This window comes from Paenibacillus sp. sptzw28, assembly GCF_019550795.1.
Lineage (GTDB): Bacteria > Bacillota > Bacilli > Paenibacillales > Paenibacillaceae > Paenibacillus_Z.
In genome coordinates, this window is the sequence record NZ_CP080545.1 from 3,325,855 (window position 1) to 3,350,762 (window position 24,908).

19 protein-coding genes and 6 pseudogenes are annotated in these 24,908 nt (G+C 47.8%); 5 read left to right on the top strand and 20 right to left on the bottom strand.

Annotation, left to right across the window (positions count from 1 at the left end):
- Window positions 1-29: 29 nt before the first annotated feature.
- From KZ483_RS14880 to KZ483_RS14890, 3 genes are all read right to left on the bottom strand, one after another.
- A complete protein-coding gene (locus KZ483_RS14880; protein ID WP_220348184.1) occupies window positions 30-452 on the bottom strand; it encodes a MarR family winged helix-turn-helix transcriptional regulator in 423 nt (140 codons plus the stop codon).
- Window positions 453-552: 100 nt separating this feature from the next.
- Complete coding sequence (locus KZ483_RS14885; RefSeq protein WP_220348185.1) at window positions 553-3,462, bottom strand: hypothetical protein; 2,910 nt, start codon at window positions 3,460-3,462, stop codon at window positions 553-555.
- A gap of 400 nt (window positions 3,463-3,862) precedes the next feature.
- On the bottom strand, window positions 3,863-4,360 hold the full coding sequence (locus tag KZ483_RS14890) for a DinB family protein (protein ID WP_220348187.1): 498 nt from the start codon (window positions 4,358-4,360) through the stop codon (window positions 3,863-3,865).
- A gap of 346 nt (window positions 4,361-4,706) precedes the next feature.
- On the opposite strand from KZ483_RS14890, the pseudogene KZ483_RS29140 reads away from it, so the two are divergent.
- Window positions 4,707-4,877 (top strand): annotated as a pseudogene (locus tag KZ483_RS29140) (AbfB domain-containing protein); the annotation flags it as partial.
- A 158-nt stretch (window positions 4,878-5,035) separates the two neighbouring features.
- On the opposite strand, the gene KZ483_RS14900 reads toward KZ483_RS29140, so the two are convergent.
- Window positions 5,036-5,821, bottom strand: coding sequence for a helix-turn-helix domain-containing protein (locus KZ483_RS14900; protein WP_220348192.1), 786 nt, complete (start codon window positions 5,819-5,821; stop codon window positions 5,036-5,038).
- Between the two features lie 30 nt (window positions 5,822-5,851).
- Between KZ483_RS14900 and KZ483_RS14905 the strand changes: the two genes are divergently transcribed.
- Window positions 5,852-6,130, top strand: a complete 279-nt coding sequence (locus KZ483_RS14905; RefSeq protein ID WP_220348195.1) for a hypothetical protein — start codon at window positions 5,852-5,854, stop codon at window positions 6,128-6,130.
- Between the two features lie 250 nt (window positions 6,131-6,380).
- On the opposite strand, the gene KZ483_RS14910 is transcribed toward KZ483_RS14905, so the two are convergent.
- Together KZ483_RS14910 and KZ483_RS14915 are read right to left on the bottom strand one after the other, a co-directional pair.
- Window positions 6,381-8,261 (bottom strand): RICIN domain-containing protein, encoded by a 1,881-nt coding sequence (locus KZ483_RS14910; RefSeq protein ID WP_220348196.1) that lies wholly within the window; start codon window positions 8,259-8,261, stop codon window positions 6,381-6,383.
- A 204-nt stretch (window positions 8,262-8,465) separates the two neighbouring features.
- A complete protein-coding gene (locus KZ483_RS14915) occupies window positions 8,466-9,791 on the bottom strand; it encodes a glycoside hydrolase family 43 protein (RefSeq protein WP_220348198.1) in 1,326 nt (441 codons plus the stop codon).
- A 597-nt stretch (window positions 9,792-10,388) separates the two neighbouring features.
- Between KZ483_RS14915 and KZ483_RS28590 the strand changes: the two genes are divergently transcribed.
- The gene (locus KZ483_RS28590) at window positions 10,389-10,724 is read left to right on the top strand and encodes an NAD(P)-binding domain-containing protein (RefSeq protein WP_258881261.1); all 336 of its coding nucleotides are present in this window, start codon (window positions 10,389-10,391) and stop codon (window positions 10,722-10,724) included.
- Window positions 10,725-10,855: 131 nt separating this feature from the next.
- Entirely contained in the window at window positions 10,856-11,290 is a 435-nt protein-coding gene (locus tag KZ483_RS28595; RefSeq protein WP_258881262.1) for an imine reductase family protein, read from the top strand.
- A 15-nt stretch (window positions 11,291-11,305) separates the two neighbouring features.
- Here KZ483_RS28595 and KZ483_RS14925 read toward each other — a convergent pair whose 3' ends face one another.
- From KZ483_RS14925 to KZ483_RS14950, 6 genes and pseudogenes are all read right to left on the bottom strand, one after another.
- Window positions 11,306-11,686 carry a MerR family transcriptional regulator gene (locus KZ483_RS14925; protein WP_220348200.1) on the bottom strand — a complete coding sequence of 127 codons (381 nt, stop codon included), beginning with the start codon at window positions 11,684-11,686 and terminating at the stop codon, window positions 11,306-11,308.
- A gap of 183 nt (window positions 11,687-11,869) precedes the next feature.
- Window positions 11,870-14,125, bottom strand: coding sequence for an ATP-binding cassette domain-containing protein (locus KZ483_RS14930; protein ID WP_220348202.1), 2,256 nt, complete (start codon window positions 14,123-14,125; stop codon window positions 11,870-11,872).
- A 39-nt stretch (window positions 14,126-14,164) separates the two neighbouring features.
- The gene (locus tag KZ483_RS14935) at window positions 14,165-14,401 is read right to left on the bottom strand and encodes a hypothetical protein (RefSeq protein ID WP_220348204.1); all 237 of its coding nucleotides are present in this window, start codon (window positions 14,399-14,401) and stop codon (window positions 14,165-14,167) included.
- A 162-nt stretch (window positions 14,402-14,563) separates the two neighbouring features.
- The gene (locus tag KZ483_RS14940; RefSeq protein ID WP_220348206.1) at window positions 14,564-15,721 is read right to left on the bottom strand and encodes an MFS transporter; all 1,158 of its coding nucleotides are present in this window, start codon (window positions 15,719-15,721) and stop codon (window positions 14,564-14,566) included.
- 153 nt (window positions 15,722-15,874) lie between these two features.
- Complete coding sequence (locus tag KZ483_RS14945) at window positions 15,875-16,456, bottom strand: TetR/AcrR family transcriptional regulator (protein WP_258881263.1); 582 nt, start codon at window positions 16,454-16,456, stop codon at window positions 15,875-15,877.
- Between the two features lie 209 nt (window positions 16,457-16,665).
- Window positions 16,666-16,893, bottom strand: a pseudogene (locus tag KZ483_RS14950) (aminoglycoside 6-adenylyltransferase); the annotation flags it as partial.
- Between the two features lie 73 nt (window positions 16,894-16,966).
- Here KZ483_RS14950 and KZ483_RS14955 point away from each other — a divergent pair.
- A pseudogene (locus KZ483_RS14955) lies at window positions 16,967-18,122 on the top strand (IS3 family transposase).
- A gap of 40 nt (window positions 18,123-18,162) precedes the next feature.
- On the opposite strand, the pseudogene KZ483_RS14960 reads toward KZ483_RS14955, so the two are convergent.
- The 8 genes and pseudogenes from KZ483_RS14960 to KZ483_RS14995 form a co-directional block, all read right to left on the bottom strand.
- Window positions 18,163-18,795, bottom strand: a pseudogene (locus KZ483_RS14960) (aminoglycoside 6-adenylyltransferase); the annotation flags it as partial.
- A gap of 54 nt (window positions 18,796-18,849) precedes the next feature.
- A pseudogene (locus tag KZ483_RS14965) lies at window positions 18,850-19,491 on the bottom strand (IS1595 family transposase); the annotation flags it as partial.
- Window positions 19,492-19,530: 39 nt separating this feature from the next.
- Window positions 19,531-21,555, bottom strand: coding sequence for a peptidoglycan D,D-transpeptidase FtsI family protein (locus KZ483_RS14970; protein ID WP_309568576.1), 2,025 nt, complete (start codon window positions 21,553-21,555; stop codon window positions 19,531-19,533).
- Between the two features lie 170 nt (window positions 21,556-21,725).
- Window positions 21,726-22,055, bottom strand: coding sequence for a DUF3892 domain-containing protein (locus KZ483_RS14975; protein ID WP_220348209.1), 330 nt, complete (start codon window positions 22,053-22,055; stop codon window positions 21,726-21,728).
- Between the two features lie 230 nt (window positions 22,056-22,285).
- Window positions 22,286-22,705 (bottom strand): SRPBCC family protein, encoded by a 420-nt coding sequence (locus KZ483_RS14980; RefSeq protein WP_220348211.1) that lies wholly within the window; start codon window positions 22,703-22,705, stop codon window positions 22,286-22,288.
- Window positions 22,702-23,031 carry an ArsR/SmtB family transcription factor gene (locus KZ483_RS14985; RefSeq protein ID WP_220348214.1) on the bottom strand — a complete coding sequence of 110 codons (330 nt, stop codon included), beginning with the start codon at window positions 23,029-23,031 and terminating at the stop codon, window positions 22,702-22,704. The genes KZ483_RS14980 and KZ483_RS14985 overlap by 4 nt, the downstream gene beginning before the upstream one ends.
- A 420-nt stretch (window positions 23,032-23,451) precedes the next feature.
- Window positions 23,452-24,672, bottom strand: a complete 1,221-nt coding sequence (locus tag KZ483_RS14990) for a metallophosphoesterase (RefSeq protein WP_220348216.1) — start codon at window positions 24,670-24,672, stop codon at window positions 23,452-23,454.
- Between the two features lie 135 nt (window positions 24,673-24,807).
- Window positions 24,808-24,903 (bottom strand): annotated as a pseudogene (locus KZ483_RS14995) (helix-turn-helix domain-containing protein); the annotation flags it as partial.
- Between the last annotated feature and the right edge of the window lie 5 nt (window positions 24,904-24,908).

The following is a 24,908-nucleotide window of genomic DNA, read 5'->3' on the forward strand; positions in this document are numbered from 1 at the left end:
GCAGTGCTCCCCTGAAATATAGAAGAGCACTAAAATCTTAGCAACAGGTTCTCAAGAAGGTATTCAAGCTGTTTACCTTCTTCCTCAGAGAACCCGCCATACATAATTTCTCTTATGCGAAATGATATCTCTTTGAAGAGAGGTTGTAAATCAATTCCTTTTTGTGTGAGCTTAATATAGGTTATTCTGTTGTCGCTGGCATCCTTTTCCCGGATAACATAACCGCAGTCAACCAGTTTGTTCACAAGTACAGTTACTGTAGGTTTCGTTCTGTGGATGTATTCAGCCAGTTCCTTCATGGTCACATGATCGTGTTTATACAGGTAAGTCAAAATGTCTCCGTGAGAAGGAACAATTCCTTTTATACCATGCTTTTCAAGTTCGGAAATAATAAACTTATTGGCGGCATCTCTGATACGACTGATTAGCGAAGCTGCATTTCCCTTTGTCATGTTTACATAATAGTACGATATCTAATTAATGTCAAATTTTTGAGATGCTCTCCAGCGACAAAAGCCGACCCTGACAGGTCGGCTTCCTCATTAAATCATGCTATTTAACCGATAGATCCAGAAACTTCAGAGAATCAATATCGTCATTATCCACATTCCCGTCCAGAGTACCTTCCGGCCACACTTTCAGGCCAATTTCGTCTGGAATATTGAGGTTGTTCAAGATACAGACAATATTTCCGAAGGGCAGTTCGTTATTCGTCGCTTGGGAGGGAATGACGTCCATCTTATCGCCTTTGTAATCTTTATCCCGATAGAACCTTATTTTCCGGTTTGAGGGCATGATGGCCACGATGCCCGAGATCTCATCGTCCCATTCGCTGTCGTCCGGCAGATTGTTGTCGGTTTTGGGCAGCTGGCCCAAATCCGCGATGCGATCGCCGACCGCCTCAGCCACCCATAATTTGTTCTTGCCGATCGGTTGAAGCACGTGGCCGAGCGCATCCTTCAAGCCGAGCAGCATCAGCGCGAAATCCGCCATGTCCGTAACACCGTCGAGCATGCCGTATACGGCTTCGACCTGGGTGTTCACCGTTTCCAAGACCGGTTTAAGCGCGTCCCAATTCGTGAGACGGGTGAACGTTGATTGCGGCAGGACGATGAGACGGTCGCCCGCTTGGTCCAGGTCGTCAAGCCGATGCTCGGTCACCAGCAGCAGTTCAGGCACGGCGATCGGAATTTGCGCGATCGGAATCTTCGGCAAGCTGAGCTGAATCGGGTCTAGCGTCGGAATGCTGATTTCCAAGGCGGCCTCCAAGTAGCGGAACTCGATCTCCGTCAGCTGATGGAAGCCTTTGACCTGCGGCACCAGCAGAACGTCGAGCCGGGAATCCTTCCACGGATTATCGCTCGTGTTGTCGGCGCCCGAACGAAGCTGGAACTCTTTGCCGCTGAGCGCTACGAACTGTCCGTCCGCCCCTTTCTTGTACAGCTTCCATTCCAGCTTAACCGAGAATCCGAGCGGAATCTCGAACGGTAAGCGATCATCCGCGAACGGCAGCGTACCTGTTAGAACACGATCAGTGGCGGCGAGCGCCGTGCTTTGAAAGCCCGCCGGGTACCGCGCGACTGGCTTGGCCAAATTGGATGCCAATTCGGCGATCAGCGGGGTTCCGGGCCCTAACGTATCCCCATTTCGCGTTACTTGCAGAGATTGCTCGATCAATCCGAGAATCTTGTCTTGGAAAGGCTGCAAGTTCAGATTCGAGAACGTCAAGGCGAGATCGTCCAGCGAAAGCTGCACTCCGTTCAAGGCAGCCGTGACCTTCGCCTGTACCTTGCGCGTAAGAGAAGCGGCGCCACCTGCCCACTCTTTGGGAGGCAGGAAAACGAGCGAAGTTTGGAGACTGCTGAGCCCTTCGAGTGTGCGGAAGTCTTTGCCTTCCTTCAGCGGAGCTCCTTTCTCGTCCAGCACGTGCCATGCAATCTCCTTGATTTCGAAAGGAATTGTGAGCCCGCCGACCGGCAAACCGCCTGTTACGGGAAACCATTTCAGATCAGGCAGCGCCGACGCGGAGAGCAGAGACGCGGTTTCGACGAGATTCTCCAACGGTGTCACCAGCTTAAGAAGCACCGGCTCCCCCAGGCTGGCCGAGCCCGCTTTGTTCGATTTCACCTGGAACAGGGATAGAATGTTCTCCTTCACGAGAGGCAGTTGCTTGATCAGGAGCTTAATGGGAGGGTTGGAGCTCCCCGGGTCTCCATTGATCAGATAGGAAACGGTTCCTTTCAGCTCGTATACTTCAGGGACGGCTTGCTCCGGTTTGTCCACAATCGACGGCTGTATCAGCAGGTTCTGCTCGAACGGATTGCCTGCGTCGGAGAGAAAAAAGTCTTTCCCCAGGGCGAGCGGGACGGGGCCAGCCGCGGCGCTTGACGTGCTTTGGCGACTGAGCTCCCAGACGATGCCGGTGATCTTCCACGCATAGGACAATGCCCCGATGTTCAGGTTCCCGAATGGCTGGGACAGATCCAGCAATTTGTGGATGACTTTTAGCTCAAGAGGCTGGCCTGGCTGCAGCGTATGGAAGGAGTCCGGAATCAAGTCGAAGCCAGCTAAAACATCTGTGAGGACAGAGGTGACGGACGAAATCGTCGTGGTCGGCGTGATAAGCGTGAGCGTCTGCGTAACGCCGTTGCATTCTGTCAGTACTTGAGCTGAGGCGTAGGCTTGATAAGCCTCTTGCTGCGGTAAGAACAGAAACCGGGACGTCAGTTTGTCCAAACCGTCCGGCGCTTCGAAGTCCCGGCCTTGGACCAGCTTGATCGGAGCGGCTGCCGCAGCGGAAGCGGAGGAGATCGTTTCTTTGTAAGCTTCCCATCGGATGGAATGAATCGTTACCGGGGTCGGTTTGCCGTTAATCGGCATTGTCGTCTTGATCGGAAACGAATCAGTCGTTGCGCCTTCGGGCAGTGACTGCAGAATCGTCGAGAGGCTGGCCTGCAAATACTCCCCGCTGCGCAGCATGTCAGTTGAAGTCGACTCCGCAAGGAACGACTGGAAAAACGTCTCCGAAACGGTGGGCAGCAAGGTGATCGTCTCGGGGTCGAAGGTGCGTTGGACGGGGAAGCCGTTCAGGATCACTTGGACGGTCGCTTGAATCGTCAGCTCTGCTTGTTGTTCAACCCGCAGCAGAGGCGTCAGCACGATATCGGTGTAATTGCTTGTTCTGATTTCCTCGAGATTGTAGTCCTTACCCCGTGCAAGCTCCGCGCCGGCTTTCTTGACTGATAGGAACGTCTCCAGTTCGTAGGGGAAGTTGTACGAACTGCCGTAGTAGAATTCGCCGGCATGCCCGGACCTGGGGAGAACGGGAAAAGCAGGTTTGCAAATTCGATACGCGAGAGACTGACCGGGATGTAGAACGCCGTTCGCGGGGTTCAACGTGGTGAACAGATTCTGCTTCAACTCGTTGAGGTCGATGGGGGTTTGCCCGATTACCACTTCCACTTCATTCATCTCCTATCCAAGTGTTTTGGGGCATTTTGGTCTTGATGCTATTTCGTTCCAGGCCATACCCACTACGATTATATAGGTAAAAAATGGAATGTGTTATAGGAAGCGATTCCCAATTCGTAGACGCGAGTTAGGTAACGGGTCTCACGCGAAGTCAGGTCTTGTCTGGAAATGGAACACGGATAAACACAAAGTTCGTCCGCTCCACAATTTGCGACATCTTCTCAATCGTCAAGATTCCCAAGGGCTTCCGAACTACACAATAATTGTGGGGTGAGAATTTGAGAGTACAATTACTTTTGCCGTCGACGACCAATAAAAACAGCCGCAGAGTAGCGGCGGTCATGCCGTTGCCCTGCGACTTTTTGGCGGGTATAGGATCGAGAAACTTCGTTTATTGGACTTCCTCGTCGGCCGAGGGACCGTAGATACCCGGCACCGGAATATCGAGAAGCCGCAAGTATACCCCGAGCTGCGCCCGGTGGTGGACCATGTGGCTTAATCCGAAGGTGCGGAGCGCGATCGCCCGCGGCTTGCGGAGGATGATATGGTCGCCGTGGCGCAGCGTCCATTCCTCGCCGAGCATTTGCTCGTCGCATCCGGCGAGCAACTTTTCAAACTTGCCGACGTTCGCGTCGAATTCCTCCAGAACGTCAGCGCGTTTTTCCAAAGGCTCCCGCCGCAGCGGAACGGTCGATAGATCGAACTCCGGGTACTGAAAAATCGCGATTTGCCAGTTAAGCAGATTCACCAGGTGCGTGGCCAGCCCGCCGAGCGTCATCGATTTCTCGTGCGGCTTCCAGGACATATGCTCCTCGGGCAAGCGTTCCAGAATGCGGCGCGTAGTGGTCAGTTCATGCGTTGCGTCGCCAATGATCAGTTGTTTGGTCATAAATGCCTCTCCTCCCTTATCGTTTAGCATACTATAAATTCCAGTCGAGTGAAAAGTTCTCTGTGAAGAAGCCGGAGCTCCTCATAGGATCGGCTCTACCTCTCTCCAGCCGGTTTCCGATCAAATGCAGCTCCCTCTAATAATGGCCTTATTCACAAATGCTGTATCCATTGGCATGGGAACATTATCTCCATTCTTTTTAAAACGATAATGCTCCTCATTAAGATATTAGATCAGTTTTTAGTCATTTTACGTCATTTTACCTTTGTGAAAAAGAAGTAAACTTAATTTTAGGAGTCGGATCTACGGAGTTGCCGCAACGGTATAGACCAATTCAGACACCAAGAATGCCAACTTCCGCCGTGTGCCGGGATTGGCGGATGCTACCAAGTATTCCTACCAAATGTGGACCGATTCAAGCCGGTACCTTCGTCATGCCAATGACCTGATGTTTGCTCAGAGTGGATCGGGAGCGGTATTTAACGGCGATGCGACTTTTGGTGAGACTGCTCCGTAAGGATATAAGCTGCAAGGAGAAGCATAAGTGGGAAATGTTCTTGTGGGAATAGACGATTTCAATCAATGAAGAAGGATCATATCAAAGCCATCCTTGGTTTCAGCAGTTTTTTGCTCTGAAACCAAGGAGTTTTTTACTTTACACCGCGTGGCGATTATTTATCCTCTGTAACCTGAACGATACTTCGTAGGCGTCATGCCTGCTTTTTTTTTGAATTGCCGCATGAAATGGACGTCATTGTCGTAGCCGCATAAAGCTGCGACCTCTGACACGCTGTACGACGTATTCTCAAGCAGGTACATGGCGTATTCCAGACGGTTGTTGATCATATCCGTATGAACGGAAATGCTAAACAGATCTTTATAAATGCGTTGGAAATAGGATCTGCTCATATTAAATCTGGCAGCAAGTAAATCAATAGGAAAGGAAATCTGTGGTAATTGAAAAATCTCATTGCGGAGATTAACGAATTTGATATAGTATTTGCTGCTTGGTTCATGCAAGCCGATCTTCTTCTCGATGGCGCTTAGCTTCAAAAAAAGGCACTTCATGGTAGCGTCAATGATTTCATTGCGATAAGCGCTTGACTGAATATGCTCCACTTGCAGCTCCTGCACCTTTCTGGAAATGTAAAAAGGATCATGTGCCCGAATCAAGGTGCCAAGCGGCAGTTGGAGCTGAGCAAAGAATACATCCAGCGAATCGCCGTCAAAGTGAAACCAGTCATGAATCATCGGCGTTTCCGCGTCGCGATAGTAATGCCCGCTATCTCTCCGATAAATAATGTAATCGTTTTTGTCTGCGTATTGCAGCCGATCCTCCAGTCTTAGTTCCATACGGCTTCTGAATAAAATAAACAGATAATCTCCGCTGCCATTAGGCCGGTCGATCGTAAAGCCGGTGGGATGCATCACGTTATAGCCGACTCTTTTCAATTCCATCATGCTTCATTTCTCCACTATGAAAAAGTATCGTTGCTTGATGCCTCTGCCAGCTATGACAAACAGAATCATACCGTCATATTAAATATTATTAACCGCGACCATGAGAATAGCCATACGATCAATATCGGCATATTGGACGAGCAAATAATATCGGTTCAAGGTAAAGTATTCGGCGACATGGAGATCGAAGCGTTGAATACGTTTGAAGAGCCGGCAAGGCTGCAAATGACAGACTTTGAGAGTACGACATCAAGCACGATCGAGCTTAAGCCTCTTTCGGTTTACGTCCTTTCTATTAAGCTTAAATAACGCTTTCATAACAGTGATGGCGGATGACGAGGAATTGAAAATATAAAAGAAGATCGCCAATCGGCCCTCCAATACGGCCGATCCGAGGACGATCTTCTTTTCAGGTTTAAGCTTTGTTTTTCGTAATCATTCGGACTAGATACACTGCATGGCGTACCACATCCACTCGAAAAGACATCGGTGACTCTGCATATATAGGTCATCATCTGAAGTCAACCGTGTACGACGGTTTACCCGTCATCTCTTAAATTTAGTTGACTTTAATCAATTGCCATTGCTGGTTCGTCCCTCCGTTATCCGACCACTGGATTACATCCCCGCCATCTGCAGTCGAACTAGCATTGACATCAGTCACCTTACCACTTTTTCTGTTGACCAGTTTATAGTAACCGCCCGATAAAACGAGCTGCCATTGCTGGTTCGTCCCTCCGTTATCCGCCCATTGGATGATATCACCGCCGTCGGCTATGGATCCGGCGCTAACATCCATCACTTTGCTGCTTTTGCGATTCACTATCTTATAATATCCGCTTCCGATGCTGACGAATTGCCATTGCTGGTTCGTCCCTCCGTTATCCGACCATTGGATAATGTCCCCGCCGTCGGCTATGGATCCGGCACTGACATCCAGCAGCTTTCCGCTGTTTCGATTAACAATTTTGTAATAAGCCGATGTATCGATTACTCCCCCATCGAATCCGTCCACATTTGAGATAATATACGTTGCAGTGGATTTGGCCGGCTGGTTTGCGGTAAACCGTTTGCTGGTCATCGTCAAACCGGAAATAGCAGCTAAATTCTCACTCCCGTTGTACGTTGTGCGATACCCGGTCACGGTGCCGACATTTGTGTAATGCGATAGATCGTAAGTAACTGAGTTCGAACTTGTTGAATCGTTGACGGTGACGATAATCAGCCGCTTACCCACGCTATCGTAGGCGGCTATCGAATCATTATCGCTAATATCGATAATTTTAAACCCAGGACGGATGAACTTGCTCCATTGTGACATGGTATGGTACTTCTTGACTAAATTGAAAGAACGGCTTCCTCCTTCTTCAAGGCTGGTCTCCAACATGCCCCAGCCTGAACCATGTCCTTCCACCGCTTGCCAATATACCCAAGCTTGATTTTTCATATACTTGATATCCCAAAGGATGTTCCTTGACATCGTCTCCCCTGTAACATTACCGTCTCCGTGTTCGGAATTCCAGATGCGTTTGCCTCCCGCTGCAGTATTGAGACCTACCCGATCGCTGCCGCTATAAGAATGCGTATTATATTGAACAAGCTTCGATTTTGTTGTCGACGAGTAGCTGTTGATCGTATTGCGGCTCAAATCAATGCTAGTTTCCTCCGGCGCGCTAACGCGGGTAGAAAGTCCTCTTTGCACAAGGAGATCATGTAGGTTACCGATCATCTTCTCCTGGTTGGCCGGGTACATCCGGTTTCCTTCCTGCCGATTGCCGAAGTACCAGTACGCCGAGCTTGGTTCGTTAAATGCGGATAGTGTCCTAAACGTTATTCCCCAATAATCGCGTGCCCGCTGCGCGACCGTGACTAAGTAATCGGCGAAATCGTCATACATGTCATCCCTCAAATTCTCATCCGCATTGTAATTACCGGTCACGCTCCCGCTTTTCGTCATCCACCATGGAGGGGAATTGGCAAAGCCTTCGACAATAAATTCATTGGCCGGGATTCTGGCCTTCGCGGCAGTCAGGAACCATCGTTGCTTGGCATCCTGATTCCAATCATAGGCAGATGTTGCGGAAGCTTTAAATCCCGGTATTCTGGCTCTGTATTCCATATGATCCGGATAAGCCGGGTTCTCGCCCCCACCGATATTGTACCTTATGATATTAAAGCCAAGCCCGCTGTCCAAACTGAACAAGCGGTCCGCGTATTGGTTTTTAATGGTATCGCTTGCGTCGCCGACGGTGTTTGCCCACCACGCGAGCGTAGTCCCCCAGCCTTCCCAGGTTTGGTGCTCTACGCCAGGATTGACAACAACGGTATAAGAAGCAGCGCGCACGGTTGAACCCTCATAAAAAACGAAAGTAGACAAGACAAGCGAGATGATGATAATACAATTTGTAATAGCTGCGAACAACTTTCCAATACCCGGCATGATTACGAACTCCCTTCGATTTTCACTGTCGATGCCGCAAGGATAACCGCAGAATAATGAAAAACCTTGCAGTATCGCGAATGTCGCCCCCATTATGAGAAATACGCTGAATTAAACGACTTGTCCCGTTGAATGATTATTTCCCCATTCGGAGAATGAACACGTTGCATATGCCGATATGAGTTTTCTCGTAACCGCCCTAGATTACGGTAATACCTCACGGAAAGTGGCATCCGCTTTTTCTAACGTAGTCGAAATGGGGTCAATTCTTAAGTAATTACTGTAATGTCGAATATACCGGCTGGGGAAGTTATAGGACTGGTAAGATACCCAACCGCTGGAACTCGCTAACCCGGCCACTCTTTTGAAGGTGGCATCGCTATTGAACGTGGATGTTCCGTCTGGTTTCTCCAAAACAAGGACATAGTTTTTATGCCTTAAATAATAACCGGGAAAATTCACAGACTCGAACGAGATGCCGGACGAACTGGCTAATCCGGGAACGATCCGAAATCTGGAATCGTCGATCGGGCTGACATTTTGGTCAATACGCGCTTGGAAATCATAATGGCGTACGAAATAATTCTGGAAGTTGTAAGATTCGAGTCTCCTGATATCCCCAGGCTGTCCCGTTTCCTTAAGAACGGTCATATGTCTGACAGTACCCGAGAGTCCCGGCAACACCTGTTTGGCACTCCATGTGTTAAAGCCGTCGGAAGAATCGCTATAATAGTATTTTGAGTCCGTATAAGAGTCGAAATAGATTCTCCAAGCGCCGTTATCCAGCTGAACAAGGGCAGGTCCCTCGACCCAAGAGCCCCAGTCGGCCCAATTGTCTGTACTTTTAAAGGTATACGGTCCGGTCAAGTTGGTTGCCGTGGCGTATTCGATGTATTTTGTCGTTTCGTTCTTGGTGAATGCGTGGTAAGTCGAGCCGATCTTGACAATGAAGGTATCAATATAATTCGGACCGATCCCAGAAAGAGCCGTGGGAGCCGAAAAGGACGTCGTCGCCAACTCGCTGCTTAACGCAGTGATTTTGTAAGGAAGAAAGTTGGCGTAATTGCCGGGAGATAATGAAACGATAACATTCAGGCTTCCATCCGAATCTTTAAACCATTCTGGGGCCCAGGTGTGTCCGATACCTCCCGGCAACGATAAAGTAACGTTGCGAACGAAAGTCCAATTCAAGCGATCCGGGCTTGACGCGATGCCGAATGTGTTGCCAGACCAGTTAGTTGTGTAAACAATGTAGTACTTGCCATCGGAATGTTTCATGATGCTCGGATCTCTGATGAGTCCGGTCGGTGGTGTGTAAGCCGGACCTTTCATCAGTCCGAAATTTGTTCCGTCATAGGATTGATACATATACAGGTTGGATTCGCTGGTATTCGTAAATGCAGACATCGTATAAACATTTGTAGCTGCCTCGGCAGTTCCCGAACGAACTACGACACACAGGGAAAGGGCCAGCAGAATACAAAGCATCGCGGTTATCCATTTACTTGTAGCAGGTAATTTAAGGGTCATCCTATCATTTCTCCTTTCAATTGGTGATAGGGAAAATATGCGGTTTGAGCCTAATGGTGTTACGACGTCCGAGACCGAAATTATAAAGTTCGGAGTACCGTCGCGCATAACAATAGTCGGGGGTATGACGGTTCGGACCGTCATTGGTGTGTTGGGGAGCTGCTGCGGATGCAGGTAGGGCGAATAGCTGAAGGACAGTCTTAACAAGAAGGGCGATCGATCGTTCACTTTAATTGAGATTTTCTATATTAGATCATCCTTTCCTTAATGAAATGTAAACGCTTACTCTTTTGAATTTATCATGCTGCTTTGTGGAAAGAAATAGAATATTTTATTCGATTGTGTTGAATTATTCTTTTCTTACGATAAATGCGAGATAAACGAGCATGTAGTGGCGTCAAAAAGGGGTTTGATCTCCAGGGAACCTATTGTAAATATCATTAACCAAGTTAACTAAAACATCGTAATCATCCGTTTCAGTAAATTTCTAATTCTCAATGACAACCCCGTTACACTGCTACCGGGAACTCAGCTCTTGCTATGACATTAGTGTCATACTATATACTTTCGAGTAATTGACGAAAGGGGATTATCTAAATGGTAGAAGCTAGTCAAAGAAAAAAAGTTGAACCTACACCGGTGACAATCTTAGGTCTTGGTCCTATGGGGAGGGCGCTGGCGGGTACGTTTTTAAGCAACGGTCATCCGACGACTGTATGGAATCGCTCGACGGGAAAAGCAGACGAACTCCTCCGTCGTGGAGCAACATTGGCAAATACGGCAGCTGATGCGGCCGTGGCGAGCCCATTAATCGTCGTCTGTGTGCTGAACTATCACGCAGTACATTCCATTCTTGGGCAAATCGGTGTTGCAATTCAGGGAAGAACATTGGGAACCTCACCGGAGGTTCGCCGGAAGGTGCAAGAAAAATAGCTGAGTGGGCTGCTGAGGCGGGAGTCAACTATCTCGATGGTGCTATTATTGTCCCGGCTATTGGCCAGCCGGAAGGGGTACTCTTATTCAGTGGATCGGAGCATGCTTTTCAGACACACCAAAAGACGCTAATGAACCTTGGAGGAACATTGGAGTTTCTTGGGACAGATCCCGGACGTGCAGCGGCATTTGATGTTGCTTTGCTCGACATATTCTGGACATCAATGAGTGGCTATATTCATGCCCTTGCACTTGCAGGTACGGAAAAGATATCCGCCAAAAACCTTGTACCGTTTGCTCGGAACATCGCAGGAATGTTGCCTGATATCATGTCTGAGTTTGCGAATCAAATCGATAGTCGTCATTACCCTGGCGTGGAATCTAATATTCATTCTACCGCCGCTGTAATGGACAACATTATCAGTACTTCCAGAGACAGCAGAATCGATGTTGGCATTATAAGTGCTGCAAAGGCACTTGTCGAAAAGGCGATTGATCTCGGTTACGGAGCAGATGATTTCTCACGATTAGCTGAAGTCCTTCAACAGTCTTCGCCGCGGCAGTGATCTCGATTAAATGTTTTATTCTTCTAATCCATACTTTTGCAAGCTTATTTTCATGGTTTCAATCTGTACTTGCAATTCTTGCTGAACATTCGCCAACGTTTCCATTGTCTGATTGATTTCAGATAAATGAGCTTCATACACACGAAGCATGTTTTGGCACTGTTCGATTGCTTCTTGTGAATCAGAGTCAGTGCAATTTAAGGTTCTCTCGATTTGTTCAGTAGTCAGACCCAGTTTCAGGTATGACTTGATCTGTTTTATTTGGTTAATGGCGGCTTCATTAAATTCCCGATATCCATTTTCAAGTCGAGAGACGGAAATTAAATTCTTTTTTTCATAATGTCTGATCGAACGGACACTGACACCGGTTATTTTAGAAAGTTCACTAATTTTCAATGCAAAAGCCCCTTTTTGCATTATTGGATTTAACAATTACGCCGGTAAAGTCGACTAATTCTACCCATTATATTGCTTTGAGAAATAGTGTGCTTCGATTTTGTTGCCTCCCGCTGACACATATACTTTCAAAGGCAGCCGATTCTGCTGGCAGCCCTAGCCTGAGCATACGTAATTTGATAATTACATCAAGTATCTTCCCGTGATCGACTGCTCCGCATGGATGATCTGCGGAGGTGTACCCTCGAACACCACCTGGCCGCCCTTGCTGCCTCCGTCCGGTCCCATATCGATAATCCAATCGGCTTGACTGATCACATCGAGGTTGTGCTCGATAACGATCACCGTATTGCCGGCATCCACGAGGCGGTTCATGATCCCCAGAAGGTGACCGATATCTGACATATGTAGGCCGGTCGTCGGCTCGTCCATCACGTAGATGCTGCCCTTCTTATGCAGCTCGCTTGCCAGCTTAATTCGCTGGCATTCCCCGCCCGAGAGCGTGCTGAGCGGCTGGCCGAGTGTAATATAGTTCAGCCCCACATCACTCATCGCCTGGAGCTTGCGCACGACCTCTTTTAGCTGAAAAAAATCCAAAGCCGACTCTACAGTCATCTCCAGCACTTCTGCAATTGACTTGCCGTTCAGCTTGTACGCGAGCACCTCTTCCTTGAATCGTCTACCTCCGCATACTTCGCATGGCAGCTTCACGCTGTCGAGGAATGCAAGGTCTGTATACACAACACCCAGCCCTTGGCAGTTCTCGCATGCCCCCTTGGAGTTGAAGCTGAACAAGCCTTGGTTTACCTTGTTCGCGGAAGCAAACGCCTTGCGCACATCATCCATAATGCCCGTGTAGGTGGCGGGATTCGAGCGTGTTGACACACCTACCGCCGATTGGTCGATGACGATCGCATCCGGATGCTGGCTGAGGAATACTTCGTTAATCAGCGTACTTTTGCCCGAGCCGGCGACACCTGTAACTACTGTCAGCACTCCGGTTGGAATATTTACACTCACGTTCCTCAAGTTGTGGAGTGTGGCATCCTTGATGGACAGCTTGCCGGACGGCTGCCTGCAATCGTGCTTCAGTTGGAGCGGCCGCTTCATATGGGTGCCAGTCAGTGTACCTGCCTCGAGCAGGCCTTGGAAGCTTCCTTCATACACGATGGTACCGCCGCGGCTGCCGGCATGAGGCCCTACGTCGACTATATGATCCGCCAGCTTAATTACATCGGGATCATGCTCGACGACAATCACAGTATTGCCCTTGTCGCGCAGCTTCTGAAGCAATCCATTTAACCGGTGTACATCACGGGGGTGCAAGCCAACGCTGGGCTCATCGAATATGTAAGTGACATCCACCAGACTGCCGCTCAAGTGCTTCACCATCTTGACGCGCTGCGACTCGCCGCCGGACAATGTATCAGTCTCACGGTCCAACGTCAAGTAGTCGAGTCCAATATCCACCATGTGCTGCAACCGCTCCGTCAGCGACTTGATGACCGGCGCGGCGATAGGATCATCGATCTCCCGAATGACGCGGATGAGCTGTCCGACCTCCATGGAGGACATCTCCGCAATGTTGAGTCCATTGATCCTGCAGCTGAGCGCGGCCTGACTGAGTCTCGCGCCGCGGCAGCTGGAGCAGGAACCCTCGGAGATGTACGGCGCAACAGCTCGTTGTGTGCGCTCGGACATCGTCTTCACATCCCGCTTGATGTATTTGTTGGTGAACTTCTCGATGATGCCTTCCACTGTAATATTCATTGCCTTGCCGGCGAACTGCATCTCCACTTTCCTCGCCTTGCCGTAAAGGAGCTGCTCCAGCTCCTCATCCGAATAATCGCTTAGCTTCTTGTCGGGATCGAAGGACCCCGACTGAACGGTCATCGACCAATCCCAGCTGTTCACCGTGTAGTCCGGCAGCATGATTGCCCCTTCATTTAATGACCTAGATTTGTCCAGCGCCTTGCTCATATCGACGCACAACCTGCGACCGATCCCGTTGCACTCGGGACACATGCCTTGCGGATCGTTAAACGAGAACATGTAAGCTTGTCCAACATGGGGCTGACCCACCCTGGAGAAGAGAAGACGGAGAATGGGAGAGATATCGGTAATAGTGCCCATCGTGGAATGGGAACCGCCGCCCAGCCTCTTCTGATCCACAATAACAGCCATGCTCAGATTCTCGATCGCGTCTGCATCCGGTTGCGGAAAACGCGGCAGAAAGTTGCGGACGAACATGCTGAAGTTTTCGTTCAGCAGACGCTGGGATTCGGCGGCGATGGTATCGAAAACAACCGATGACTTGCCTGATCCTGATACCCCGGTGAAGATCGTGATCTTCCGCTTTGGAATGCGCAAGGAAACATTCTTGAGATTGTTTTCCCTAGCACCCGAGATTACGATATACTCCTGGTTAGATTCGCTCATGCTTAACACCCTTCCAATAGTGTTAATATTTACTATAAATTACATTGTACCATTCATTGTGCGATGCGATAGCTTTACCCGAATTTTCGGATGCAATGCTGCTAAAGATGAAGGATATAACTCAAAGTCGCGAGGATAAATGAAATGACCATTCCCCCCTAATGTTCCATCACGATCCACAAAAGCGGCCTGAATTTTCAGCGAACTACCCCCCATTGCTATATCCTGCAATTCTGGTAATTCGTCAACTGATTGGTATTTTCCTCCAATACGCATAAAAAGTTCTACTCTAAAACGAACCGGGCAATTGAAGGCCGCTCGTTTACAAGGATTGGGGAATAGATCAATTTTACTGCCTTTGCTTCAAAGAGATCACAACTGATGCAAGCATGACTACATTTCTCGGAATTGCTGAGAAAGCGCCTATCTTCATTATGATTATTCAGACGTAGATTGCGAAATACTATTCCTCCTTAGAAAGGGCAACAAGGAAAACAGACCAATCACCGCCATTATCGAACCAACCCATAAAGGAGATATAAGGCCATAGCCTGCATCGATAGTGAGTCCGCCAATTACGGAACCGACGACGACACCTAAGCTGATGACAGAGCCATGAACAGTGGTAACCAGTGTCCCGGTGCCAGCAACCCGAGTAATCCTGGTAGACATGGCGGGATTCATAGGCACTCCGACCAGTCCGATTAAGATAACAGCCATCATGGCAATTACCGCTATGTCAGAAAATAAGCCAAACAGTACCAATGCAATAGTAAGTGTGATTAGTCCAATGGTTAGAACAGACATCGTGTAACGGTCGGAAAGCCTTCCGGTGACTATGTTTCCGATAACGGTTGCCGCACCGTAGATTGCTAAAAGAAACGGAATCGTCTTCGAAGAGAAGCCAACGAGCCCGGTTAAGATGGGAGCAAAATAACTGAATGCTGCAAATGTAGCGCCGATAATCAGCATGCTAGTAGCGTAGGCAAACCACAGGTGGCGATTCCTGAAGGCTTCCAGTTCACTTCGAATGCGAATTGATTTCGGTTTGGGGGAAGCAGGAATAACAAGTTGCCCTAACACACCAGAGAAGATAACCAAAAATACTACCGCCCAAAAACTAGCGCGCCATCCGAAATATTGGTCAAACATCATTGCCGCCGGCAGTCCTAATGCCGTGGCGACCATTAATCCCCCAAGGACGATGGAAGCCGCACGACCACGTGACTCAGGAGCAACAAGGTTAAAACAGATAGAAAGCGAAACGCCGAAGCACGCAGAAGAGGAAATGCCAGTGATTATCCGTGCAACCAACATTACCTCATAGTTAGGGGCTAATGCACCAAGAGTCTGACCGACAACGAAAACTAAGGCAAGCGCCAGAAAGGCGTGTTTGCGTGGCATTCTCAATAGTCCAACCGTTAACATCGGACCGCCAACAATCATACCTGCAGCGTAGGCAGAAACCAGGTATCCAATTGCCGCGACCGATACCCCAAATTCCGCTGAAAGCGAATGCATCATTCCGGCTACCATGAACTCGGATGTGGTCTGGGAAAATATCATGAAACCTAAAACGTAGACAGCGTACGGCATAAAAAAAACAACTCCTATCCTATTTCATATTTTAACGATAAGGACAAATTCAATAATGTAATGAACAGTACAAAATCGGGCATGCGCTGCCCATGTAATAAGATATGGTTTAAACCAACCCTTACTACTGGGCGTTAAAGCCTGGATTGAAGTTCATAGTGCAGCTAGCGTACCCTCCACAACATCCAGCAAGGCATCGCGATCTTTCTCGACTTTACTGAGAACACGTAACCCGTAAAAACTGCTCTTGAAAAATCTGGCCAATTCCAAAGCAGGACGCTTCGAAGAAATTTCACCCGAGCGTTGGCCGAGCGCCATAAGGTGGCACAACGCTTGATCCAGTTGTGCAAAATGACGAGAAACTAAACCCGCTACCTCCGGGTCCTTACCCCCGCGCTCAATTGCGGCATTTATAGCCAGACATCCTCTACGATCCGGATCATTCATATCGATATCGATAACGGTCTCCATTAATGCGCGCAACCGGTCCTTAATAGGACCTGGACGTTCCAATATTTCCATATTTGCTTGATGACCATGTTCAAAATACCGAAGCAATACATGTTTATACAGATTGTGCTTACTCCCAAAAGCATTATATAAGCTTCCCCGACCAAGTCCTGTATGCTTACATAAATCCTCCGTTGAACATTCTTCAAAGCCTTTGACCCAAAAAACATCCATAGCTGAGTCAATCACCGTTGAATCCTTGAATTCGCGCGGCCTCCCGCTCATGATTTTCATCCCTTTCAATGCGACTGATATTTGATCAATTAGTACAATATAAGTCGTTTTTTTACTAAGACTTGGAATTTTCTCTGTTTGGTCATTGTATTAATTTTGTATCGATCTGTCAATAATTGAATGATTAAGGCACACGAATACATCTCCTATTCTCTTTAAAAAAAGGCTATGTCTACAAAAAGGCGGTCATTTTACATAGTTCACGTTAATGAAGTATAAACATGATCCGTATACCTAGTAATGGCTTCATCGTAATCTGGATACTTATATCCGAGACTTTCTGATACAGCTTTTGAATATTTTCTGAATAACTCATAACAAGTTAATAAAGACTTCCACATTTTCTGATACCCATCCTCAGAATAAGTTAATAGGAGTTTTTCCCAATCTTCATTTGGGAGGTAACGATTTATAAATTTATAGTTCTGTTGCTAGACTAGAAAGTGGACACGAAGAACCGAGAATGCGAGAATAAAATCAAATCCATTCGAGGTGTCGAACATGACGAAAAAATACGATAGAGACTTCAAGATACAAACGATCCGAATGATCCAAGAGGAAGGGAAGCCGGTGGCGCAGGTAGCCCGCGAGCTCGGCATCAGTGAGAATACCCTGTATCGCTGGATGTCAGAATTTAAACAGGAAGGCAAACAGGCCTTTCCTGGGAGTGGAAATCTAAAGCCCGATGAGAAAGCAGCGCGTGAACTTCAGAAGCGTATTCGCGACCTGGAAGAGGAAAACGAGATCTTAAAAAAGGCTATGCACTACTTTGCAAAAGACCGGCGCTGATCTATTCCTTCATTCATGATCATCGCTTCAAGCTCCGTGTCGCAAAGATGTGTGCTCAATTTGACGTTTCTCGAAGCGGCTACTATGCATGGCAGAAAAATAAAGACAAGCAAACCAAGCGGAGTACACGTCGAAAAAAGTTGGAGCAGTGCATCCGCCAGGTTTTCTTAAACTCCCGCCGTCTGTACGGTAGCCGGAAGATCAAGGAGTCGCTGGAACAGCAAGGTGTTCATGTATCAGGAAAGACGGTTGCGCGGATCATGAAGGAACTGGGCTTGAAATCCCGGACCGTTAAGAAATACAAAGCAACGACCAACTCAAGCACAATCTCCCGGTTCAAGACAATGTGTTGGACCGACAGTTTTCTGCAGATGCCCCCAATAGTAAATGGGTGGCCGATATTACCTATGTCCCGACAAGCGAGGGCTGGCTTTATCTGGCCAGTATTATGGATTTATACAGCCGAAAGATCGTCGGATTCCACATGGATGATCGCATGACCAAGGACCTTGTCCTAAAAGCGCTTGACCGGGCCTATAGCCTTCAGAGACCTAACGGTCCCGTCCTGCATCATTCTGATCGCGGCAGCCAGTATGCTTCGCTTGACTATCAAGCGCGACTGGATAAATACCAGATGCAAGGCAGTATGAGCCGCAAGGGTAACTGCTATGACAATGCGTGCATCGAATCCTTCCACAGTGTGCTAAAGAAAGAACTCATTTACTTGGAGAAATTCAAGACTCGCTCGCAAGCCAAAAAAGCAATTTTTGAGTATATTACATGCTTCTACAACGGAAAACGAATCCATTCATCCATCGGCTACAAAACACCTAACCAGCACGAACGTCAGTACCGATCTGCAGCGTAATCCTCTCGATTCTATGTGTCCATTCTATTGACAGCGGTGCATTCTTCCCTACGCTAAAGGTGTATCCTTGCTCTGTTCCGATTTTCCAAGCCATCATTCTCAATAAATTAGGTCTTGCAATCTCGTTTAAATGATCAATAGCAAAAAGTATTTCTTTTCTCGCTAATCCTTTTACGACGTAAGTTGAAACCATCCAGAACTCATTACAACAATCATCAAATTCTCTTGCAGTTGGTTTTTTAATCCAATATTGACGATCAGTTGCGATCACTTCATTTTTGATAAGAGTATCTTTATCGAGCAACACCTCAACTAAACCGTCGCTATTGGAAAAATAATCTTCCACCTCGTTAGTGGGAATAAGTGTTATGTCTACTTTAGTCCCATCCTCAAAAAGCATTAAATATGAAAACCAATTACCTATTTCTGGCGGAAAAAGCTCCATATCCTCGGGTTTTTGCATCATAACACGTTTCCCAAAAACTCGAAGCCATTGATCATTCTCCTTGAAGGAATCAATATCTGTTACAAAGTAAGAAATGTCATAATCTTGAAATGCATCAGGTGGAATATTTTTGTTTGTACGTGAACCTTCCAAAGTTACCAATCGTATTCTATTATCATTTTTAGCAAAGTCTATAAGGATATTCATCATTTCTTGTTCACTTCTCAATACAGTAATCCTCCGTTCTAACCGTTTTCATTTGTAGCATTAAAAATAGAGCTTCTATATAGCCACATCACTTTGACGAAGACTGACATTCGTGAGATTTATCGTGAAAAGACATGAAGTCACGAGCATACTTTTCTTATTACGGCTATGGTAGTTGTTGACATTCTGAATGCGGTACACACCTTTTACACGCTGTTTACCGTCAGACTTAAATCGATAATGGTCTAATCCTTTTTTTCTTGCATACGAGTTGAAAGCCCGCCAGTAATCTGTACATAGCACGTTAGATTCAGATAAATGACCACTAATAACCTCATCCAATTTAGATGTGCGAATTCGCCCACGCCCAAGAACGCCAGAGTATGTCAGCTTCTGACGGTCACGAGCCACCAGTACGCATATTTGATCGTTACTGATGCCACGATATTTGGCTTTACCACCTCTTTTACGAGGCTTGCGTTCTGTTATATCCCGTATTCCCTTCTCAGAGTAAAGGAAATAAGTTTCGTCCATTTCTACAATACCCTGGAACGATTCTATTGGAATCTGCTTTAATGCAGAGAGGATCTTATGTCGCCAGTAGAATAGGGTTACATAAGAAATCTCATCGTTTAATATCTCAGCACACTTCCTGAGCGAGAACCCTTCGATCATACATTCGATGAATCGAACCCAAAGGTGAGGTTTTCTGGTACGTTGAAAGGGAGGGGCGTTGGCTTGCGTGCCGCTCCCTGCTTATGTTCTACCTACAGCTTTAACGCTGCGGATGACGTTCTGCGGCACTCCGTGCAGCCCAACGGCCTGATGGTAAGCGTCGAAGATCTTGCGAGCGATCGGCGCGGCACCATTCGCTCCGAAGCCGCCTTCGGGCACCACGACAGCAACTGCCAGCACAGGGTCTTCGGCCGGCGCATAAGCAATGAACACCGCGTTATCAACTATACCTGTGCTTACCTGCTGCTCCGATGTACCTGTCTTTCGCAGCACCTTATACGGCGCATCATTGAAGGCAGGTACGCTAACGTTTGCCATTCCCTTTTCAATCTCGTCCCAATATGCTTTCGGGAAAGTGATCGTGTTTAGAACTTCCGGTTTGAACTTGCTCACTACGTGACCTTCCGAGTCTTCAATTTGGTTCACGAACTGAGGCTTCATCCGCTTGCCGTGGCTGGCCAGCGTCGCAGCATACTGCGCTAGTTGCAGCGTTGTGTAGCGGCCCAATTGTCCAAATGACGCACGAATCAAGGCGGATTGGGAGCTTGCGGCTTCCCTTTCGTGAAAATAATCGATGACTCCGTTGCTTTCGTTCGGAAGCCCGCTGCCTGTTGAGACGCCAAGTCCGAACTGCTTCACATATTTGTCCCATATATCGACGCCTTTATCGCCTCCTTTGTGGTAAAGAGCATCTCCGACCATTTTCGCCATCCATGGATTCGATGAATGAGCAATAGCATTCCAGGGGTAGAGCGTACCATATGCATGATTCTGAGCGTTTTTAATTTCATACTTCCCCCCATTACCGTAAGAGAAAATCCCTTTATCATCCCATGCACTCGACGTTGTAAACAGCTTCTCGTTAAGGCCGATCAGGACCGAGAGCGGCTTCTGCGTAGAACCGAGAAAGACGACTGAAGAAGGATGCTTATTTTCTTCTACCTTAGTCTTATACGGGCCTATGACGGGATAGATCGTACCGTTCAGCAAGACGTACTTGATTTTGTCATAGTCATCGTTTCCGATTCTGCCGCCTTCCCAAATATTCGGATCATAATCGGGCATGCTTGCCATCGCAATCACTTTCCCGGTCTTCACTTCCATAGCCACCGCATAGCCGGTTTTGGCATTTTTCTGTCGAGCCGATGTAGGGGTAGTTTGAAGATATCTCAATTGGTCCATTATCGCTTCTTCAGTCTTCGTCTGTACCTCCCGATTAATCGTTAAATACAGGTTATCGCCTTTATCCGGCTTCGTAATGGCCGGCGGACCGATGATGCGGCTGGCCGCATTGACAGGGTACGTCTTGAGACCATTCTTCCCGCGCAGGATATCTTGATACATATACTCGAGCCCGTCAAAGCCGACATCCTCCTGCTGCAAATACTTCAGACGGGAATCGTCGGTTTTGGCTCGATTCTTGTACAGAGGATTGTTCTCGGCCCCACCGCCGTATCTCTTCAAATATCCGACGAGCTGCACCGCAAAAGAGGTTTTATCGTAATGGCGGATGCTCTCCTCAACAATGTCGGTTCCGGGGAATTGATCCCGGTTCCCCATCAGTACCGCGATTTCATGATTCGTTAGCCCGCTCTTGATACGGCGCGGCACCGAATACGGGTTTTTCTTATGCTCCAGGTCCATGTTTTTTTTGATCTCGTCAAGCGTCATCACTTCATTGGAGCTTCCGTACTTCTGAAACACAACCAGCAGCTCCTTGGCAAGTGCAGTAGCATTTGCTATGACCTGCTTCTGTGGTCCCGGCTCAATAGTGTAATACAGCGACTGAGTGGATGTGGAATACGCAATCTGATTTCCACCGGAATCATAGATATTGCCGCGGATCGGTGGGATTAACACCGGAATGGACCCATTTTTTGTCTCAACCTCTTTAAGCGATGAACCCTCGACAAATTGCAATATCGCCAAACGAACGATCAGCACGCTGAATAAGACAAAAGCAGCAAAAAAGAATAAGTTCAAGCGGAACGAAAAATTCCGCCGATTGGCGGTTTCCCGCTTTTGCGGATCATCCTGGATGGGCACAGTTGAAATCTCCTTTCAAATACAAATCATTTCTACCATGTGTTTCCTTTATAGTATCAGACATCGACGTATATGAAACTATTAAATACGCAGCGGTTTATATGTAAACAGGAAAAATCCCGCCGTTCTATGCTGCGCGGCGGGATATCTATTTTGCACATGAGACTAAGTTAAAAAGTGGGCAGGTTATCCAAGTTGTTCCCATCAAACCCGTCCGGTTCACTGCGAATGATATCGCGACCGTATTTATGGAATACATCCACGTGCGCCAAATTCCCACTTTTCGCTTCGTTTAAAGCAGTTACATAATCAAGGTCTCTACCGTTATCGGTTCTAAACGCAATGATATCGCCGTCTTCATTTTTCCGAACCGCTACAATTTGTTCCTTACCCGGTACAACATTAATTTCTTCAGATGCTCTTTGTTGACCTTCTTGGCGGTATTGGTTGTAAATTTCCTCGAAGTTTAAATTGTTATTGTTGGAATTGAAGTTTGGCATGCAGTCACCTCCACTGTACATAATTCCCTAATGGATAATGAACATACAACTATTCCCGAATTATGTAGTTTTCCAGAAAAAAGAGCCCTGCATAGTGGGCTCTCTCAAATTACGCTATAAGAGATTTGCATGCCGGTTACTGGATCGCGAGATTAGTCCAGATCCACCTTTGTTATGCAAAGTGAGTGGGCATTTCAACAAAATTTTTCGCACCAGCCAGCTTACTATAACTAAGCCAATACCTTTTCAAGCTCGCTGCACCATTTACTCCAGCCATACTTAGCTCCACCAAGTGCTTGTTCATTTGAGATTCCGGTTTGTTCGAGATGAAGGTTAACCTTTCCGTCGCCTAAATCCTGCAGCGTCCAGGTGACCGTGTGCGTCCCCGCTCCGCTGGTCCAGGTATAGGACACTCGGTTTGGTGCGTCCACGATAAGCACTTCTCCGTCAATAATGCCATTCCAATATTCGGACGGCTGAGTGCGAAACTGAAAACGGTGTCCTACGACGGGCTTAAAATCATTTTCCATCGCCTCACCGGTTTGGATGTTGGCCACCCACTTGGCAAGCTTGCTGGAATCGGTTAAGGCGGACCAAAGTTTCTCGATCGTAGTCTTATACTGAAAATCTAAGGTTAAAGTTAAACTCATTCCTCTTCCTCCTCTAATAGTTGGTTCAAGCGCAGCATATTCGCACTCCAGAACCTGCTGTAGAAAGCCACCCAATCTTGAATTTCTCGGAGTGGAGAAGCGTTCAGCCTAAATAGCGTTTCTCTGCCGACTTTTCGGTCAAGAACCAATCCGGCCTCTTTAAGGATTGTCAAATGCTTGGATACCGCTGTACGGCCCATTTCAAACTGTGCCGTTAATTCATGAAGCGGCATCTCCTCTGCCTCTGCTAACAGACGAACCAGTCGGCGCCTGGTTGGATCTGCAATCGCGTCAAAAACATCCCGCAACTGGTTGTTCTTGCTCACAACACCCTCCCTTATGCATTATGTTGATTCCAAATTGGACACCATTCGGTGGCTATTTAATTATAGGACACCATTCGGTGTCTTGTCAACGGCATTTTTAAACTTGCAACAAGTAAAGGAATCCTGCTCCTTCAGTCTGTCATATTCATTCAAAGTGCGGATATTAATATAATATTTTTGGCGAAAAGTATATTATTTTGTGTAGTTTGCCCTTATCACTCTATCGCTTCGCTATAGTTCGAGATATCTCATAATAAACCCTGACATCACTATTAGAGTCAAGTGAAATAAGCAATTCAACTATTCCGCCTGTTGTTTCAATAATAAATCGACAACACAGTTTGACAGAGCCAGCAAAAAAGAAGCCGCGGACTGCGGCTTCTTTGGGCTATCCGGGATCGTTCCTGCGGAGCGCGAGTTTTACGGCTTCACGACTTTTTCCTGCTTCTTGTTTTCCGTAATCGGCGCAGGCTCATCGCTTTGATCGTTCGCGGTAAGATCGATCCCGTAATCCTTGGCAAACACCATGTGGGTGTCGACCAGAACGTTCTCTACACGTTCGTCGAGTTGAAATACCCGGGCACCGCGCAGCCGGTTCCGGTCTTCGCCGGGCAAACCGTAAGCGCCGAAGCCGGTGCTTCCGCCATAGCCGAGCAAGACTCCGTAGTAGTTGCCATGGTACGTATTCACGTGGTCGTGTCCGCAAAAGACGCCCTTGACATCGCCTCGTGCCAGAATCGCCGAGAACATGCCGCTGTTGATCGGACCCGGGCACTCGTCTTCGTTCCGTTCCCCCACGATCTGATGCTTGCCGATCGCCCTTGCATGGTCGGCCTCGGATCTGCCGTCCACGCTTGCGTACCACATGAAGCGGTGCTCCCATAGGGGAATATGAATATACATGAGCGACGGCACTTTATAACCGAGCTTTTCTTCGAGTTTTTTGGACGTTTCGTAATACCACGTCACCTGATCGAAGCGCAGCCAGTCCCAGGTCGGGTATCCTTCGAAGTCTTGACCCGCAATCGTACTGGGCGCATATCTTCCGCTGTCCAGCAGCCAGAGGTTAAAGGCGGCCTTGGACCCTATGGAAGATCGGATCAACAGGTGAGCATTTCCCGACCCGGTAATCCCCTTTTCCCCGGGTGGGTTCACATTATGCCTGTAGGCCTGATAAAACCGAAGCATGTCCTCTTCATCAAGACCTGCGCCGGGAGTCGAGTCTTCGTCGTGATTCCCGAAGGTGACGGCCCACTTGATTCCCCGCTGCTCCATCGGCTGGGCAACGTTGTTCATCGCCTGCTTCATCTCCACTGCCGTATCGCAACCTCCGGTAATGTTGTCGCCATTCAGGACGACAAAATCCGGCTTTTCGGCGTCGAGCACCTTCTCCATCAGCTCCACGGTCCGCCGGTCGATATGCTCGTCGTCCTGCGTGTCGTTGAATTGGACGATTTTAAATCTGCCGTCGGCGTTGAATTGCAGCTTCATATTGTCGTTCGTTGCGGCCTCCGCCTTTCCTCCGCCAAGCCAATCGACAGGAACGGCTGAAGATCCGAGCGTGAGCGCAAGCGCACCAGCCCCGCCGATTTTAAGAAAATCTTTCCTGCTTATGCCATTACCTTCTACTTCTTGGCTCATCGGACAAAAACCTCCTACATTTGATTGGGACAAGCATAATACCAATCTATCGCAGAAATCTTTGACGAATGTTATCCTGGTCTAAAGATTGTGTTAATCTGGGTTTCCAGTGAATTTGTTAGCTCGATTGTTCATTTAGCCTTGAGCGTCTTCAACAATTTTGTATTCTAAAATATCTCCAGGCTGACATTCTAAAGCCTTACAAATCGCCTCTAAAGTGGATAACCGAAGGCATC

Coding starts and splice junctions, on each gene's coding strand:
- KZ483_RS14915 (WP_220348198.1), bottom strand. CDS start 9,791: ATGACCCTTAAATTACCTGCTACAAGTAAATGGATAACCGCGATGCTT.
- KZ483_RS14980 (WP_220348211.1), bottom strand. CDS start 22,705: ATGAGTTTAACTTTAACCTTAGATTTTCAGTATAAGACTACGATCGAG.
- KZ483_RS14880 (WP_220348184.1), bottom strand. CDS start 452: ATGACAAAGGGAAATGCAGCTTCGCTAATCAGTCGTATCAGAGATGCC.
- KZ483_RS14890 (WP_220348187.1), bottom strand. CDS start 4,360: ATGACCAAACAACTGATCATTGGCGACGCAACGCATGAACTGACCACT.
- KZ483_RS28595 (WP_258881262.1), top strand. CDS start 10,856: ATGAACCTTGGAGGAACATTGGAGTTTCTTGGGACAGATCCCGGACGT.
- KZ483_RS14945 (WP_258881263.1), bottom strand. CDS start 16,456: ATGAGCGGGAGGCCGCGCGAATTCAAGGATTCAACGGTGATTGACTCA.
- KZ483_RS14910 (WP_220348196.1), bottom strand. CDS start 8,261: ATGCCGGGTATTGGAAAGTTGTTCGCAGCTATTACAAATTGTATTATC.
- KZ483_RS28590 (WP_258881261.1), top strand. CDS start 10,389: ATGGTAGAAGCTAGTCAAAGAAAAAAAGTTGAACCTACACCGGTGACA.
- KZ483_RS14990 (WP_220348216.1), bottom strand. CDS start 24,672: ATGAGCCAAGAAGTAGAAGGTAATGGCATAAGCAGGAAAGATTTTCTT.
- KZ483_RS14900 (WP_220348192.1), bottom strand. CDS start 5,821: ATGATGGAATTGAAAAGAGTCGGCTATAACGTGATGCATCCCACCGGC.
- KZ483_RS14930 (WP_220348202.1), bottom strand. CDS start 14,125: ATGAGCGAATCTAACCAGGAGTATATCGTAATCTCGGGTGCTAGGGAA.
- KZ483_RS14935 (WP_220348204.1), bottom strand. CDS start 14,401: ATGCGTATTGGAGGAAAATACCAATCAGTTGACGAATTACCAGAATTG.
- KZ483_RS14975 (WP_220348209.1), bottom strand. CDS start 22,055: ATGCCAAACTTCAATTCCAACAATAACAATTTAAACTTCGAGGAAATT.
- KZ483_RS14940 (WP_220348206.1), bottom strand. CDS start 15,721: ATGCCGTACGCTGTCTACGTTTTAGGTTTCATGATATTTTCCCAGACC.